15 protein-coding genes are annotated in these 14,656 nt (G+C 67.6%); all 15 read left to right on the top strand.

The features are described 5' to 3' along the window. The first annotated feature begins 7 nt into the window (after positions 1-7). The 15 genes from GCN75_RS02390 to GCN75_RS02320 are packed head-to-tail and all read left to right on the top strand — an operon-like array spanning position 8 to position 14,609. Complete coding sequence (locus tag GCN75_RS02390; protein ID WP_405002776.1) at positions 8-274, top strand: acyl carrier protein; 267 nt, start codon at positions 8-10, stop codon at positions 272-274. A gap of 3 nt (positions 275-277) precedes the next feature. After that, positions 278-823, top strand: coding sequence for a COG4648 family protein (locus tag GCN75_RS02385; RefSeq protein ID WP_152281177.1), 546 nt, complete (start codon positions 278-280; stop codon positions 821-823). Then, positions 816-2,642, top strand: coding sequence for an AMP-binding protein (locus tag GCN75_RS02380; RefSeq protein ID WP_152281176.1), 1,827 nt, complete (start codon positions 816-818; stop codon positions 2,640-2,642). Before GCN75_RS02385 ends, GCN75_RS02380 begins: the two co-directional genes overlap by 8 nt. Continuing rightward, complete coding sequence (locus GCN75_RS02375) at positions 2,636-3,724, top strand: class I SAM-dependent methyltransferase (protein WP_152281175.1); 1,089 nt, start codon at positions 2,636-2,638, stop codon at positions 3,722-3,724. Before GCN75_RS02380 ends, GCN75_RS02375 begins: the two co-directional genes overlap by 7 nt. Beyond that, positions 3,717-4,472, top strand: coding sequence for a glycosyltransferase family 2 protein (locus GCN75_RS02370; protein WP_152281174.1), 756 nt, complete (start codon positions 3,717-3,719; stop codon positions 4,470-4,472). Before GCN75_RS02375 ends, GCN75_RS02370 begins: the two co-directional genes overlap by 8 nt. Further along, positions 4,469-5,428, top strand: a complete 960-nt coding sequence (locus GCN75_RS02365) for an LpxL/LpxP family acyltransferase (RefSeq protein ID WP_152281173.1) — start codon at positions 4,469-4,471, stop codon at positions 5,426-5,428. The genes GCN75_RS02370 and GCN75_RS02365 overlap by 4 nt, the downstream gene beginning before the upstream one ends. Beyond that, positions 5,415-6,983, top strand: a complete 1,569-nt coding sequence (locus tag GCN75_RS02360) for an HAL/PAL/TAL family ammonia-lyase (RefSeq protein WP_152281172.1) — start codon at positions 5,415-5,417, stop codon at positions 6,981-6,983. Before GCN75_RS02365 ends, GCN75_RS02360 begins: the two co-directional genes overlap by 14 nt. Then, entirely contained in the window at positions 6,976-7,443 is a 468-nt protein-coding gene (locus tag GCN75_RS02355; RefSeq protein WP_152281171.1) for an acyl-CoA thioesterase, read from the top strand. Before GCN75_RS02360 ends, GCN75_RS02355 begins: the two co-directional genes overlap by 8 nt. Beyond that, positions 7,440-8,051, top strand: a complete 612-nt coding sequence (locus GCN75_RS02350) for a LolA family protein (RefSeq protein WP_152281170.1) — start codon at positions 7,440-7,442, stop codon at positions 8,049-8,051. The genes GCN75_RS02355 and GCN75_RS02350 overlap by 4 nt, the downstream gene beginning before the upstream one ends. 35 nt (positions 8,052-8,086) lie before the next feature. Further along, positions 8,087-10,441, top strand: coding sequence for an MMPL family transporter (locus tag GCN75_RS02345; protein WP_152281274.1), 2,355 nt, complete (start codon positions 8,087-8,089; stop codon positions 10,439-10,441). Next, the gene (locus GCN75_RS02340; protein ID WP_152281169.1) at positions 10,441-10,995 is read left to right on the top strand and encodes a DUF3261 domain-containing protein; all 555 of its coding nucleotides are present in this window, start codon (positions 10,441-10,443) and stop codon (positions 10,993-10,995) included. Before GCN75_RS02345 ends, GCN75_RS02340 begins: the two co-directional genes overlap by 1 nt. Then, entirely contained in the window at positions 10,996-12,186 is a 1,191-nt protein-coding gene (locus GCN75_RS02335; protein ID WP_193317351.1) for a beta-ketoacyl-ACP synthase, read from the top strand. Further along, positions 12,183-12,656 (top strand): ApeP family dehydratase, encoded by a 474-nt coding sequence (locus GCN75_RS02330; RefSeq protein WP_152281168.1) that lies wholly within the window; start codon positions 12,183-12,185, stop codon positions 12,654-12,656. The genes GCN75_RS02335 and GCN75_RS02330 overlap by 4 nt, the downstream gene beginning before the upstream one ends. Then, positions 12,649-13,374, top strand: a complete 726-nt coding sequence (fabG, locus tag GCN75_RS02325) for a 3-oxoacyl-ACP reductase FabG (protein ID WP_405002774.1) — start codon at positions 12,649-12,651, stop codon at positions 13,372-13,374. Before GCN75_RS02330 ends, fabG begins: the two co-directional genes overlap by 8 nt. After that, a complete protein-coding gene (locus GCN75_RS02320; RefSeq protein ID WP_152281166.1) occupies positions 13,371-14,609 on the top strand; it encodes a beta-ketoacyl-ACP synthase in 1,239 nt (412 codons plus the stop codon). The genes fabG and GCN75_RS02320 overlap by 4 nt, the downstream gene beginning before the upstream one ends. The last annotated feature ends 47 nt before the right edge of the window (positions 14,610-14,656 follow it).

The following is a 14,656-nucleotide window of genomic DNA, read 5'->3' as shown; positions in this document are numbered from 1 at the left end:
GGTAGATATGAGCGAAATGAGCCGCGATGAACTGTACGCGTGGGTGGTGCAACTGCTGGCCGAAATGTTCGAGCTGGATCCGGCGGCGCTGACGCCGCAGTCGAATCTGTACGCCGAACTCGATATCGACAGCATCGACGCGGTCGACCTGGCGGTCAAGCTGAAACAGTTGACGGGCAAGCGCCTGCAGCCGGAAGTGTTCAAGACCATCCGCACGATCGACGACGTGGTCGAGGCGCTGCGCGCGATGTCCGTATCGGAACAGGCGGCATAGGCAGTGCTGCTCAATGCCGTTGCGTTGCTGCTGACCGTGCTGTATCCGCTGGCGATCTGGTACGGCCAGGGGCAGTTCGAACCGCGCTGGCTGGCGCTGCTGCTGGTGCTGGCCGTGGCGTGCCGCCTGCCCGCGCTGAAGCTGCAGCGCGCCGCGCGCTGGTCGGTGGCCGCGGCACTGCTGCTGGCGGCCGTTGCCCTGTGGAGCAATCTGCTGCTGCCGCTGAAACTGTATCCGGTGCTGGTGAACGCCGTGCTGCTGGCCACCTTCGGCTACAGCCTGTGGACGCCGCAGTCCATGGTGGAACGCCTGGCGCGCCTGCGCGAGCCGGATTTCCCGCCGGCGGCCGTGCGCTACACGCGCCGCGTGACGCAGGTCTGGTGCGGTTTTTTCATCGTCAACGGCGGCATCGCGCTGGTCACGGCGGTGTGGGCCAGCGAAGCCGTCTGGTCGCTGTACACGGGCGTGATCGCCTACATCCTGATGGCCCTGTTATTTGGCGGCGAGTACCTTGTCCGCCTGCGTTTTAAGCGTCTGCACCATGTTTGAAGTCTTCCTGCCGCAAGCACCTGCTCCGATTTCTCCACTGGCGCGCCTTGCGCTGTCCGTGCTCGGCCGGCCAGCGGCCCAGCCGGTGGGCTGGCGCCATGGCGCCGCGCTCGATCATGCGTATTTTGCCGCGCGGATGGCGGCGTGGGCCGGTATGCTGGAGCGCCAGGCTGGCCATGATTTTGCCTTGTACCTGGACGACGGCCTCGAATTCGGCGCCGCCTTGCTGGGCGCCTGGCAGGCGGGCAAGACCATCTGGCTGACGGCCGATACCCTGCCGGCCAGCTGTGCCTCGCTGGCCGCATCCGTTGACGGTTTCCTGGGCGAGTTCCCGGCGGCGCAGGCGCCGCTGCCCGTGCCGGCCGGCGGCGCGCCGCTGCAGGCATGGAAGGCGCTCGACGACGATTTCCCCGCCCTGGTGGTGTACACCTCCGGCAGCACGGGAGCGGCACAGGCGATTCCGAAAAAACTCTCGCAGCTGGGGAGCGAAGTGGCGACCTTGCAGCAGCTGTTTGGCTGCCATGCCGAAGGCGCGGCCGTCGTCGCCACCGTCTCGCACCAGCATATCTATGGCCTGCTGTTCAAGGTCCTGTGGCCGTTGTGCGCAGCACGCGCCGTGCATGCGCACAGCGTGGACTTTCCCGAGCCGCTGGCCGTCTTGCTGGGGCAGGGACCGTGCGTGCTCGCTGCCAGCCCTGCGCACCTGAAACGCCTGCCCGATCATCTGGACTGGTCCGGAGCGCGCGCGCAGCTGCGTGCCGTGTTTTCCTCGGGCGGTCCGCTGGCCCTCGACAGCGCGCTGGCGGCAGGGCATCTGCTCGGCAGCGTGCCGCGCGAGATCTATGGCAGCTCGGAGACGGGCGGCGTGGCCTGGCGCCAGCGCGCGCAGGCGCGGCCGGACGACGAAAGCTGGCAAGCTTTTCCCGGCGTGGACTGGCGCCTGCAGGACGACGGCGCGCTGGAAGTGCGTTCGGCCCACCTGGCCGATACGGGCTGGCTGCGCCTGGCGGACCGCGTGCGGCAAATGGAAGCCGCCCGCTTCCAGTTGCTGGGGCGCAGCGACCGCATCGTCAAGATCGAGGAAAAACGCATTTCCCTGAGCGCCATCGAGGCGGCCTTGCTGGCCACGCCGCTGGTGACGGATGCACGGGTGCTGCTGTGCGATGGCGCAGCAGGCGAGCGCCAGAAGGTAGCGGCCTTTATCGTCTGCAGCGCCGCCGGCCGCGCGCTGCTGGCGGCGGAGGGCAAGCTGGCCCTGAACCGCCAGCTGCAGCTGGCGCTGGCCGGCCAGGTCGAGGCGCTTGCCGTGCCGCGCCGCTGGCGCTACCTGGAGCAGATGCCCATCAATGCGCAGGGCAAGACGCCGCAGGCGCTGCTGCTGGCCCTGCTGGCGCCGGCGGACAAGCCGCGCCTGCCGCATGCGCAGCTGCTCGAAAGCGATACGGCGGCAGCCATGCCGCGGCTGCTGTTCGAGCTGCGCGTGCCTGCCAATCTGTTTTATTTCGATGGCCATTTCACGGATGCGCCCTTGCTGCCCGGCGTGGTGCAGGTGGAGTGGGCGCTGCATTTCGCGCGCCAGCACCTGGACTTGCCCGCGCAGTTCCGTGCCATGCATGCCTTGAAATTCCAGCAGCCGGTGCTGCCCGGGCGGTCCGTGCAATTGGCGCTGGAATACGACGCGCTCAAGGCCAGCCTGCAGTTTCGCTATTTGTCGGACGCCGGCCAGCATGCCAGCGGCCGCATCCTGTTTCACCCGCATGCCGTTGCCGTTCCCGGTGACGGCGCCGATACACCCACTCCAGCAGCGAGCGCATGTTAGATAAAAAATTTTCACCCGAACGCCAGACCGCCTTTGCCGCCCGTTTCGAGGCGCAAAAAATCGCTTTCGGACCCGTTGTCTTTCAATGCGTGCGCTATGCCTGGAAGCGCGGCATGCTGCAGGCCCTGGCCGATACGGGCCACAGCGGCTTGAGCGTGGCCGACATGGCCGCCACCGGCCGCTGGACGGAATATGCGCTGAAGGTGGCGCTCGAATCGTGCCTGTCGGCCGGCGTCGTCTCGCTGCGCGATGGCGCGTATGTGCTCGACAAGGTCGGCTTTTGCATGCTGACGGACAGCATCACCCAGGTCAACCTGGACTTCATGCATGACGTCTGCTACCAGGGCTTGTTCGACCTGGACCGCTCGCTCGACGCCGAGCAGCCTTTGGGCCTGGCCGCGCTGGGCGACTGGCCCACCCTGTACCAGGGCCTGTCGGCGCTGTCGGAACCTGCCAAGGGCAGCTGGTTCGCCTTCGACCACCATTATTCGGATACGTCGTTTCCCGAGATTTTCCCCGACGTCTTCGCCACGGCGCCGCGCCGCATCATGGATATCGGCGCCAACACGGGCAAGTTCGCCAGCGCGGCGCTGGCCTATCGCGCGGGCGTCGAGCTGCACCTGGTCGACCTGGAGCGCCAGCTGGCGGTGGCCGACCGCACCCTGACCGATGCGGGCGTGCGCGAGCGGGCCCATTTGCATGCGTGCGACCTGCTCGACGACGCGGTGCCGCTGCCGTCCGGCATGGACCTGATCTGGATGAGCCAATTTCTCAGCTGCTTTTCCGAGCCGGCCATCGCCAGCATCCTGCGCCGCGTGGCGCAGGCGCTGGGGCCGAACGGACAAGTGCTGATCATGGATACGTTCTGGGACCGCCAGCAGTACGATATCGCCGCCTACTGCCTGATCAACACCTCGCCCTACTTCACGGCCATGGCCAGCGGCAACAGCAAGATTTACCAGAGCGCCGACTATGTGCGCCTGGCCAGGGCGGCCGGCCTGGAGCTGCTGACCACGCGCGACGGCATCGGCTATTGCCACTCGCTGCTGCGCTTTGGCCGCGCCGGAGCGCACGGTGACTGACCTGCGTTTCCACCCCTGCATCGTCATCCCCGTGTTCAACCATGAACACGCGATCGGCGCCGTGGTGCAGCGCCTGCTGGCGCACGGCGTGCCGCTGATCCTCGTCGATGACGGCAGCGCCGCCGCCGGCGCGCGCACGCTCGATGCGCTGGCGGCCACGCATCCGTCGCAGGTGACCCTGCTGCGCCATGCGCGCAACCAGGGCAAGGGCGGCGCCGTGCTGACGGGCTGCCGCCACGCGCATGCGCAGGGCTACAGCCATGCCTTGCAGATCGATGCCGATGGCCAGCACGAAACGGACGATGTGCCGCGCTTCCTGACGCAGGCGCGGACCACGCCGGCGGAGGTGGTGGTCGGCTATCCCGTGTATGACGCGTCGGTGCCGGCGGTGCGTTTCTATGCCCGCTATGCCACGCATGTCTGGGTCTGGATCAATACCCTGTCGCTGCAGATCCGCGATTCCATGTGCGGTTTTCGCGTCTATCCGCTGGCGCCCCTGGTCGCCTTGGCGCAGCGCGGCGCCCTGGGTCAGCGCATGAATTTCGACACCGACGTGCTGGTACGCCTGTACTGGGACGGCCTGCGCATGGCGAACCTGCCGACCAAGGTGGGCTACCCCAGCGACGGCGTCTCGCACTTCCAGCTGTGGCGCGACAACGTGCTGATTTCGCGCATGCACGCGCGCCTGTTTTTCGGCATGCTGTGGCGCGCACCGCGCCTGCTGGCGCGCCACTGGCGCGCGCGATGACGGCGTCGCAGCCGCAGCGCGGGCACTGGGCCGGCTTCAACGAAGTGAGCTTCGTGGCCGGCATGCGCCTGCTGTTCTGGATCTGCCGCGTGTTTGGCCGCTGGCCGTTCCGCATCGTGCTCTATCCTGTGCTGGCCTGGTACGTGCTGACGAACGCGCGTGCGCGCCGCGTCTCGCGCGCCTACCTGGCGCGGGTCGCGGCCTGCGGCGGACCTGCGAAGCTGGGCGTGTTGCGCCATTTCGCCGCGTTTGCCGAAACCATCCTCGACAAGATGCTGCTGTGGGGCGGCCTGTATGACACGCGCGGCGTGAGCCTGCACGGCGCCGATGGCGTCAACCGCTGCCTGGACGAAGGGCGGGGCGCCTTGCTGATCTGCGCCCACCTGGGCAACCTGGAACTGTGCCGCGTCCTGTCGCAGCGCAATACGCGTCTGAAGCTCACGGTGCTCGTGCATACGCGCCATGCGCACGCATTCAACCGCATGCTGGCGCGCCTCAATCCCGACAGCCAGCTCAATCTGCTGCAGGTGACGGAGATGACGCCCGCCACGGCCATGCTGCTGGCGGAAAAAGTGGCGCAGGGCGAGTTCGTGGTGATCGCCGGCGACCGCATTCCCGTCTCGCCGCAGCCGCGGGTGGCCGTCGCGCCGTTCCTGGGCCAGCCAGCCGCGTTTCCGGTCGGCCCGTATGTGCTGGCCAGCGTGCTGCAATGTCCCGTGTACCTGCTGTTTTCGATGCGCATCGGCCAGCGCTCGGAAGTGCATTTCGAACTGTTCCGCGAATCCCTGCATTTGCCGCGCAAATCGCGCGAGGCGATGCTGTCAGAGCTGGCCGCCGCATATGCCGCGCGCCTGCAGCACCACTGCCTGCGCGCGCCGCTCGAATGGTTCAATTTCTACGATTTTTGGCAACACCCCGATACTTCAAGACTGGATACTCCCGATGCATCTCGCTGACCTGAAAAACACCCGGCGCGCCGTTCGCTTCGACCGCGAGCGCTTGCGCATCGAAGACATTACCGATATCGCGCATGGCCGGGCCAGCGCCGAACTGTCCGTCGACCCGGTCTTTCGCGCGGCGATCGCGCGCGGCGCCGACTTCCTCGACCGCCTGCTGCGCGAGGATGGCACCATCTATGGCGTGACCACGGGTTACGGCGATTCGTGCACGGTGACCGTGCCGCCGGAACTGGTGGCCGAGCTGCCGCATCACCTGTACACCTATCACGGCTGCGGCCTGGGCGAATTCTTCACGCCGGCGCAGACGCGCGCCATCATGGCCACGCGCCTGGCGTCGCTGAGCAAAGGATTTTCCGGCGTCAGCGTGGAACTGCTGGCGCAGATCGCGCGCCTGCTCGACGCGGGCCTGCTGCCGCTGATTCCTTCGGAAGGCTCGGTCGGCGCCAGCGGCGACCTGACGCCGCTGTCCTACCTGGCGGCAGTGCTGTGCGGCGAACGCGAAGTGTGGCGCGACGGCGTGCAGGTGCCGGCGGAACAGGCGCTGCGCGAAGCGGGCATCGCGCCGCTGCGCCTGCGTCCGAAGGAAGGCCTGGCGATCATGAACGGCACGGCCGTCATGACGGCGCTGGCCTGCCTGGCGTACGAGCGCGCCGAATACCTGACACGCCTGACGACGCGCATCACGGCCATGGCCTCGTTCGCGCTGGACGGCAATGCGCACCATTTCGACGAAACCCTGTTCTCCGTCAAGCCCCATCCCGGCATGCAGCAGGTGGCAGCGTGGCTGCGCGAGGACTTGCCCACCGATAGCTGGGAGCGCAATGGCAAGCGCCTGCAGGACCGCTATTCGATCCGCTGCGCGCCGCACGTGATCGGCGTGCTGGCCGACGCCTTGCCGTGGCTGCGCTCGTCCATCGAGAATGAACTCAATAGCGCCAACGACAATCCCATCATCGACGCCGAAGGCGAGCGCGTGCTGCATGGCGGCCATTTCTATGGCGGCCATATCGCTTTCGCCATGGACAGCATGAAAAACACGGTGGCCAACCTGGCCGACCTGCTGGACCGGCAGATGGCCTTGCTGGTCGACAGCCGCTACAACCAGGGCTTGCCGGCCAACCTGTCGGGCGCCACGGGGCCGCGCGCGGCCATCAACCACGGCTTGAAGGCGCTGCAGATCAGCGCTTCCGCCTGGACGGCCGAAGCGCTGAAACTGACCATGCCGGCCTCCGTGTTTTCGCGCTCGACGGAATGCCACAACCAGGACAAGGTCAGCATGGGCACCATCGCCGCGCGCGACTGCCTGCGCGTGCTGGAACTGTGCGAGCAGGTGGCCGCGGCCCTGCTGATCACGGTGCGCCAGGGCGTCTGGCTGCGCTGCAAGGTCAACCCCGACGTGCTGCCGCAAGCGGCGCTGACGGCCATGCTGGAAGCGCTGGCTGCCGATATCGCACCCGTGGAAGAAGACCGCCGCCTCGATCCGGAACTGCGCGTGCTGCTCGAACGCATGCGCGCCCAGGCATGGCCGCTGTACGGAGCCGAACATGGCTGATACGCAGGCACCGACGCACAAGGTACGCGGCAGGAAGGCCGCGCCCAGCCGCTGGCATGCGGAAGTGGAGATGCAGGTGCAGTTCTTCGACCTCGACCCCATGGAAATCGTCTGGCATGGCCGCTACGTGAAATACCTGGAAGTGGTGCGCTGCGCGCTGCTCGACAGCATCGGCTACAACTACGTCGACATGAAGGCGTCCGGCTATGCCTGGCCCGTGATCGACATGCATTTGCGCTACGTGGCGCCGGCGACCTTTGGCCAGCGCCTGACCCTGCGCGCCGACCTGGTGGAGTGGGAAGACCGCCTGAAGATCGAATACCTGGTCAGCGACAGCGCGACGGGCAAGCGCCTGAACCGCGCCAGCACGACGCAGGTCGCCGTCGATATCGCCAGCGGCGAGATGTGCTTTGCCTCGCCGCCCGTACTGTTTGAAAAACTGGGATTGAAGTCCGCATGAAAAACCATATCAAAATCCTGCTGGCGGGCTTGTGCCTGGTGGCGATGGCGCCCCTGCACGCGGCCGCGCCGGTGGCGAAGATCGAGGCCATGCTGGCCAAGCCGCAGCAGCTGTGCGGCCGTTTCGACCAGAGCAAGCAGCTGGCGGGCATGAAGAAGGCGCTGGCGTCGAATGGCCGCTTCTGCGTGGTGGCGGGCAAGGGCGTCTTGTGGCGCACCTTGCAGCCGTTTCCCAATACATTGCGGCTGACGCGCGACGAGATCGTCCATTTCCAGGGCGAGCGCGTGGCCATGCGCCTGGACGCGAAGACGGAACCGGTGGTCAAGATGATCAACAGCGTGCTGTTTTCGCTGCTGGCCGGCGACCTGGCGCAGCTCGATACCTTGTTTGAAGTCGACGGCAGCATCGACGGCGCGACCTGGCAGGTGGCGCTGAAGGCGCGCCAGCCGGCGCTGGCCAAGGCCATCGGCAACATCCGCCTCGACGGCGGCGCCTTCGTGAAGAACATCAGCATCAGCGAAGCGAGCGGCGACCGCACCAGCATCGTGTTTTCCGCGATTGAAACGGGACCGTCCGCCATCACGCCACAAGAGGCGGCGCTGTTTTGAACGCGCTGACGAAGCGCAGCCGCAACGCCGGGCGCATGCTTGCCATCGCCTGGGCGCTGGTGGTGGCCCTGCTGCTCGCGCATAACGCCTACCTGTGGCTGGGCAAGCGCATCGCGCCGGAAACGGACATCCTGGCCCTGCTGCCGGTGCAGGAACGGGACCCCGTGCTGCAGGCGTCGTTTGCGCACATGGTCGACGCGGCGCAGCAGCGCCTGGTGGTGCTGGTCGGCGCGTCCGACTGGGCCGATGCCAGGCGCGCGGCCGACGCCTACAGCGCCGTGCTGGCGCGCCATGCGGGCCTGTTCCAGTCCACGCCGCTCGACGAGCAGACGCAGAACGACTGGCTGGCCCTGTTCCAGCAGCATCGATTGACCCTGCTGGCGGCGCCGCAGGAAACGCAGCTGCGCCAGGAAGCGCCCGCGTTCTGGCGCGACGCCGCATTGAGCCAGCTCTACAGCCCATTCGGCGGGCCGAAGCTGGGCGCCTGGCAGGACGATCCGTTCGGCCTGTTCAGCGGCTGGGTGCAGGAACGGGCGCAGGAAACGCCCGTGCGTCCGCGCGACGGCCATCTGTTTGTCGCCGACGGCGACCGCCAGTACGTGCTGCTGCCCATGACCTTGACCTTGCCCGCCTTTTCGCTGGGCGCGCAGGAAAGCGTGCTACCCGTGCTGGCGCAAGCCGAGGCGGCGGCGCGGCAAGCCGTGGCCGGCGTGGACATCATCAGCGCAGGCGTGATCCTGCATGCGGCGGCCGCCAGCAGCCAGGCGGCGGGCGAAATGTCGACCATCGGCCTGGGCTCGCTGGCCGGCATCATCCTGCTGACGTGGCTGACCTTCCGCTCGGTCAAGCCGATCACGCTGATCCTGCTGTCGATCGGCATCGGCTGCCTCGGTTCCCTGTCCGTGTGCTGGCTGCTGTTCGGTAAGGTCCACCTGATGACCTTGGTCTTTGGCGCCAGCCTGATCGGCGTGGCGCAGGACTATGGCATCTATTTTCTGTGCAACCGCCTGGGCGCCGATCCCGCGCTGGACTCGCGCGCCTTGCTGCGCCGGCTGCTGCCCGGCCTGTGCCTGACCTTGCTGGCGGCCGTCATCGGCTACCTGGGCCTGGGCCTGACGCCATTTCCGGGCCTGCGCCACATGGCCGTGTTTTCCGCCCTGGGCCTGGTGTTTGCCTGGCTGACCGTGGTGTTCTGGTTCCCCGCGCTGATCGACGGCGGTACCTTAAAGAGCGGCGCCCTGGTGGAACGCTACGGCGCGGCGCGCGCGTGCTGGCCCCTGCTGCGGGCCAACCGCGCCACCCTGATCTGCGGCGTGCTGTTCGTCCTGTTCGCGGCAGCGGGCATCAGCCGCCTCGGCGTCAACGACGATATCCGCCTGCTGCAGACGCCGCCCGCGCACCTGCTGCGCGACCAGATCAAATTGAGCAAGCTGCTCGATGCGCCCACGCCCGTGCAGTTCTACCTGGTGCGCGGCGACAGCGCGGAAATGGTGCTGCAGCGCGAGGAAACCTTGAAGCAGCGCCTGCTGCCGCTGATCGCGCAAAAGCACATCAGCGGCTACCAGGCCATGTCGAACTGGGTGCCGTCGCAGCAGACGCAGTCGGCGCGCCGGGCCCTGCTCGACACGGCCATCCTGCGGCCAGGCGCCGCGCTCGACCTGCTGGCGCAGTCCGTCGACGAAGGCCCGCAGTGGGCCGGCAAGGTGCGCGCGCAGCTGGAACAGGCGGGCGCGCCGCTGTCCATCGACGCTTTCCTGCAGGTGCCGGCCAGCGAGCCGTGGCGCCATCTGTGGCTGGGCAAGGTGGAAGGCGGCTATGCCTCCATCGTCGCCTTGCGCGGCATGCAGTATGCGGCCATTCCCCAACTGGCGAAGGCGGGCGAGGGCATGCCCGGCGTGCAGTGGGTCGACAAGGTGAGCGAGATTTCCTCGGTGCTGGGGCGCTACCGCGTCTACATGGGCGCCGTGGTGCTGGGCGCCTATGTGGTGGTCTTCGGCCTGCTGCTGCCCCGTTACCGCCGCCGTACCTGGCGCGTGCTGGCGCCGACGGCGCTGGCCAGCGTGGCGGCCCTGGCCCTGCTGGGCTATTTGAACCTGCCGCTGCAGCTGTTCCACGTGCTGGCGCTGATGCTGCTGCTGGGCGTGGGCGTCGACTACGGCATCTTCATGCAGGAACACCCGGACCGCCGCAACAACACGCCATGGCTGGCCGTGGGCCTGTCGGCGGCCAACACCATTCTGTCCTTCGGCTTGCTAGCCCTGAGCAAGACGGCCGCCTTGCAGGCATTTGGCCTGACCATGCTGATCGGCACGGCGCTCGTGTGGCTGCTGTCGCCGTGCTTTGCCGAAGCCGACCATCGTAGCGCGGCCGCTGCCGCAGGAGAAATCTGATGTTTTTGTACTGTCAACGATGGGCGCCGGCGCTGCTGCTGGCACTGGCCGGCTGCGCCAGCACGCCGCCCCAGGCGCCGGCGCGCCTGGGCCTGAAGCTGGCGCCGCAGGCGCTTGGCGCTTCGGTCAGCGTGCAGCAGCACCTGGTGGCCGAACGGGCAGGGCGCATCGACGAACTCGATGCGGCGCTGGAACTGGAGCCGTCGCACCTGGACCTGGTGGGCCTGGCATTCGGCCAGCGCGTGCTGTCGCTGCACTATGACGGCAAGGAGATGACGTCGTGGCGCCACCTGATGCTGCCGGCGCAGGTGCGCGCGGAAGACGTGCTGGAAGACATGCAGCTGACCCTGTGGCCGCGCGAGGCGATCGAACTGGCCTTGCCGGCCGGCTGGCGCATCGAGGACAGCGGCTTGCGCCGCACCCTGTTCCTGCACGACGAGGCGGTGACGGTGATCGGTTACAGCGCCATGCCGCGCTGGAGCGGCACGGTGGTGCTCGACAACCTGCGCTACCGCTATCGCCTGACGATACAGAACGCACCGGAAGGAAGCTGAATGAGTGGCTTGACCGTGTATTTGAATGACTGCGGCATCGTCTGCGCGCTGGGCGCCAGCCGCGAGGAAGTGCGCGCGCGCCTGTTCGCCGCGGACAGCGGCGTGCTGCCCACCGACCGCCACACGCCGGGCCGCGTGCTGCCGCTGGGCGTGGTCGATGCGGTCCTGCCGCCGGTGGCAGGGCACGGCGTCGCGGCGCGCAGCCGCAACAACCAGATGGCGCTGGCGGCGCTGGCGCAGATCCGTCCTGCCGTGGAACAGGCCATCGCGCGCTACGGCGCGCATCGCGTTGCCGTGGTGATCGGCACGAGTACCTCGGGCATCGCTGAAACGCAGGACGCGATTCGCCAGCAGGTGGCCGGCGACGGCTTGCCCGATGCGTTTCACTACGGCCAGCAGGAAATGGCGTCGCCGGCGTTGATGCTGGCCGAGGAGCTGGGCATCGATGGCCCGGCGATGGTGCATTCGAGCGCCTGTTCGTCGAGCGCCAAGGCCATGGCCAGCGCGGCGCGCCTGATCCGCATGGGCCTGTGCGACGCCGTGCTGACGGGCGGCGTCGATACCCTGTGCGGCTTTACCGTGGCCGGTTTTTCCGCGCTGGCGTCCGTCAGCGAACGGCGCTGCAATCCGCTCGGTGCTAGCCGCGACGGCATCAATATCGGCGAGGGCGCGGCCCTGTTCCTGATGACGGCGCAGCCGGCCGCCGTGGCCCTGCGCGGCTGGGGCGAATCGTCCGACGGCCACCACATGTCGGCGCCCGATCCCGAGGGCGGCGGCGCGCGGCTGGCCATCGCCCAGGCCCTGGCGCGCGCGGGCATCGCGGCGTCGCAGGTCGATTACGTGAATTTGCACGGCACGGCCACGCCGCAAAACGATGCGATGGAAGCGCGCGTGGTGTCCGAGCTGTTCGGCGGCACGGTGATGGCCAGTTCCACCAAGCCGCTGACGGGCCACGCGCTGGGTGCGGCGGCGGCCATCGAGGCGGCGCTGTGCTGGCTGGCGATGCAGGACGATAACGCCGAGGGATTGCTGCCGCCGCACCTGTGGGATGGCGTGGCCGATACGGCCTTGCCGTCGCTGCGCCTGGCTCTGCCCGGCGCGCGGCTGGGGCGTCCGCTCGACTGGGCGCTGAGCAATTCGTTTGCCTTCGGCGGTTCGAACGCCGCCCTGCTGTTCAGGAGGGGGACATGAGTTTTCCTCCCGTCCGTGAACTGGTGCCCCATTCCGGCGCCATGGTGTTGCTCGACCGCGTGCTGTCGGCCGATGCGGAAAACCTGTGCGCCGAGGTGGTCATCCACGCGGGCAGCGTGTTTTACGACGCGCCGTCGGCCGGGGTGGGCAGCTGGGTCGGCATCGAATACATGGCGCAGGCGATCGCCGCGCATGCGGGCTACCGGGCACGCCAGGCCGGCGCGCCCGTGAAGATCGGTTTCCTGCTGGGCGCGCGGCGCTATGAAGCGCAGCTGCCCCTGTTTGCCGTGGGCAGCGTGCTGCAGGTGCATGTGCAGCAAGCCTTGCAGGGCGAGAATGGACTGGGCGCGTTCGAATGCCGGATCGAGATGGCGGGCGCCGTGCTGGCGCAGGCGACGATCACGGTATTCCAGCCCGAGGATGCAAAGCAATTTCTGCAGGAGAGTATGAATGGAGCGCAGCATGAGTAAAAGTGTATTGGTAACGGGATCGTCGCGCGGCATCGGCAAGGCGATCGCCTTGCGCCTGGCGCGCGATGGTTTTGACGTGGTGCTGCATTGCCGCAGCGCGCGCGCCGAAGCCGAGGCGGTGGCGCAGCAGGTGGCGGCGCTGGGACGCGCGGCGCGCGTGCTGCAGTTCGACATCGGCGACCGCGCCGCGGCCGCTGCCGCGCTGGAAGCGGACATCGCCGAACATGGCTGCTATTACGGCGTCGTCTGCAACGCGGGCGTGGCGCGCGACAATGCGTTTCCCGCCATGTCGGGCGAGGACTGGGACATCGTCCTGCAGACCAATCTCGATGGTTTCTACAATGTGCTCAACCCCCTCGTGATGCCGATGGTCCAGCGCCGCAAGCCGGGCCGCATCGTCACCATGGCTTCCGTCTCCGGCCTGATCGGCAACCGCGGGCAAGTCAATTACAGCGCCGCCAAGGCGGGCATCATCGGCGCCACCAAGGCGCTGGCGCTGGAACTGGCCAAGCGCGCCATCACGGTCAATTGCGTGGCGCCAGGCCTGATCGAGACGGACATGATCAGCGAAGTGCCCCTCGACGAAGCGCTGAAGATGATTCCCGCGCGCCGCGTCGGCACGCCGGAAGAAGTGGCCGCCGCCGTCAGTTTCCTCGTCGGCGAGGAAGCGGGCTACATCACGCGCCAGGTTATATCCGTCAACGGAGGCATGGCATGAGCCGCCGGGTCGCAGTGACCGGCATGGCCGGCATCAGCCCGATCGGCAACGACTGGCCGGCCATCCGCCAGCGCCTGGGCGAGTACCGCAACGCCATCGTGCGCATGGGCGAGTGGGCCGACTACGAAGGCTTGAACACGCAGCTGGGCGCGCCGGCCGCGCCGTTCGCGCTGACGGACCGCTATAACCGCAAGGCCGTGCGCAGCATGGGACGCATCGCCCTGATGGCCACGCGCGCCAGCGAACTGGCGCTCGAACACGCGGGCCTGGCGGAACACCCCGTGCTCAAGAGTGGACAGATGGGTATTTCCTTCGGTTCGTCGGCCGGCACGCCCAGCGCCATCGGCGACTTTGGCCGCATGATGGAAGAACGCACCACCAAGGGCATCAACGCCACCACCTACATCAAGATGATGGCGCACACGGCGCCCGTGAACATCGGCGTGTTCTTCGGCGTCACGGGCCGCGTCATCACCACATCGAGCGCCTGCACCTCGGGCAGCCAGGGCATCGGCTACGCCTACGAGGCGATCGCCGGCGGCAAGCAGCTGGCGATGATCGCGGGCGGCGCCGAGGAACTGTGCGCCACCGAGGCGGCCGTCTTCGACACCCTGTTCGCCACCAGCACGCGCAACGATGCGGGCCACACGACGCCGCGTCCATTCGACGCCAGCCGCGATGGACTGGTCATCGGCGAGGGTGCCGGCTGCCTGATCCTGGAAGAATTCGAACATGCGCAGGCGCGCGGCGCCACCATCCATGCGGAACTGGTGGGCTTCGGCACGAACAGCGACGGCTGCCATGTGACCCAGCCGAACGCCGCCACCATGCGCCAGGCGATGCTGCTGGCGCTGGCCGACGCGGGCCTGCAGCCGTCCGACATCGGCTACATCAACGCGCACGGCACGGGCACGCAGCAGGGCGACATCGCCGAATCGCAAGCCACGTTCGAGGTGTTTGGCGACCGCACGCCTATCAGTTCGCTGAAAAGCTACATGGGACACACCCTGGGCGCGTGCGGCGCGCTGGAAGCGTGGATCAGCATCGAGATGATGCGCGAAGGCTGGTTTGCTCCCACCATCAATCTGCAGCAGGTGGACCCGCAATGCGCGCCGCTCGACTACATCGCCGGCGAAGGGCGGGCCATCGAATGCGAGTATGTGATGTCGAATAATTTTGCCTTTGGCGGCATCAACACGTCGCTGATTTTCAAGCGTTACCGGCCATCGTGCTGATGCAAGCGGCGGGCATGGCTCCTTTTGTACTATGACTTTATCTTTCA

It is taken from the genome of Janthinobacterium violaceinigrum (assembly GCF_009208555.1).
Lineage (GTDB): Bacteria > Pseudomonadota > Gammaproteobacteria > Burkholderiales > Burkholderiaceae_D > Janthinobacterium > Janthinobacterium violaceinigrum.
Note: the sequence above shows the minus strand (reverse complement) of the source record. Positions and strands in the feature narration are given on the sequence as shown.

Coding starts and splice junctions, on each gene's coding strand:
- GCN75_RS02390 (WP_405002776.1), top strand. CDS start 8: ATGAGCGAAATGAGCCGCGATGAACTGTACGCGTGGGTGGTGCAACTG.
- GCN75_RS02380 (WP_152281176.1), top strand. CDS start 816: ATGTTTGAAGTCTTCCTGCCGCAAGCACCTGCTCCGATTTCTCCACTG.
- GCN75_RS02375 (WP_152281175.1), top strand. CDS start 2,636: ATGTTAGATAAAAAATTTTCACCCGAACGCCAGACCGCCTTTGCCGCC.
- GCN75_RS02365 (WP_152281173.1), top strand. CDS start 4,469: ATGACGGCGTCGCAGCCGCAGCGCGGGCACTGGGCCGGCTTCAACGAA.
- GCN75_RS02360 (WP_152281172.1), top strand. CDS start 5,415: ATGCATCTCGCTGACCTGAAAAACACCCGGCGCGCCGTTCGCTTCGAC.
- GCN75_RS02355 (WP_152281171.1), top strand. CDS start 6,976: ATGGCTGATACGCAGGCACCGACGCACAAGGTACGCGGCAGGAAGGCC.
- GCN75_RS02350 (WP_152281170.1), top strand. CDS start 7,440: ATGAAAAACCATATCAAAATCCTGCTGGCGGGCTTGTGCCTGGTGGCG.
- GCN75_RS02345 (WP_152281274.1), top strand. CDS start 8,087: ATGCTTGCCATCGCCTGGGCGCTGGTGGTGGCCCTGCTGCTCGCGCAT.
- GCN75_RS02340 (WP_152281169.1), top strand. CDS start 10,441: ATGTTTTTGTACTGTCAACGATGGGCGCCGGCGCTGCTGCTGGCACTG.
- GCN75_RS02335 (WP_193317351.1), top strand. CDS start 10,996: ATGAGTGGCTTGACCGTGTATTTGAATGACTGCGGCATCGTCTGCGCG.
- GCN75_RS02330 (WP_152281168.1), top strand. CDS start 12,183: ATGAGTTTTCCTCCCGTCCGTGAACTGGTGCCCCATTCCGGCGCCATG.
- fabG (WP_405002774.1), top strand. CDS start 12,649: ATGAGTAAAAGTGTATTGGTAACGGGATCGTCGCGCGGCATCGGCAAG.
- GCN75_RS02320 (WP_152281166.1), top strand. CDS start 13,371: ATGAGCCGCCGGGTCGCAGTGACCGGCATGGCCGGCATCAGCCCGATC.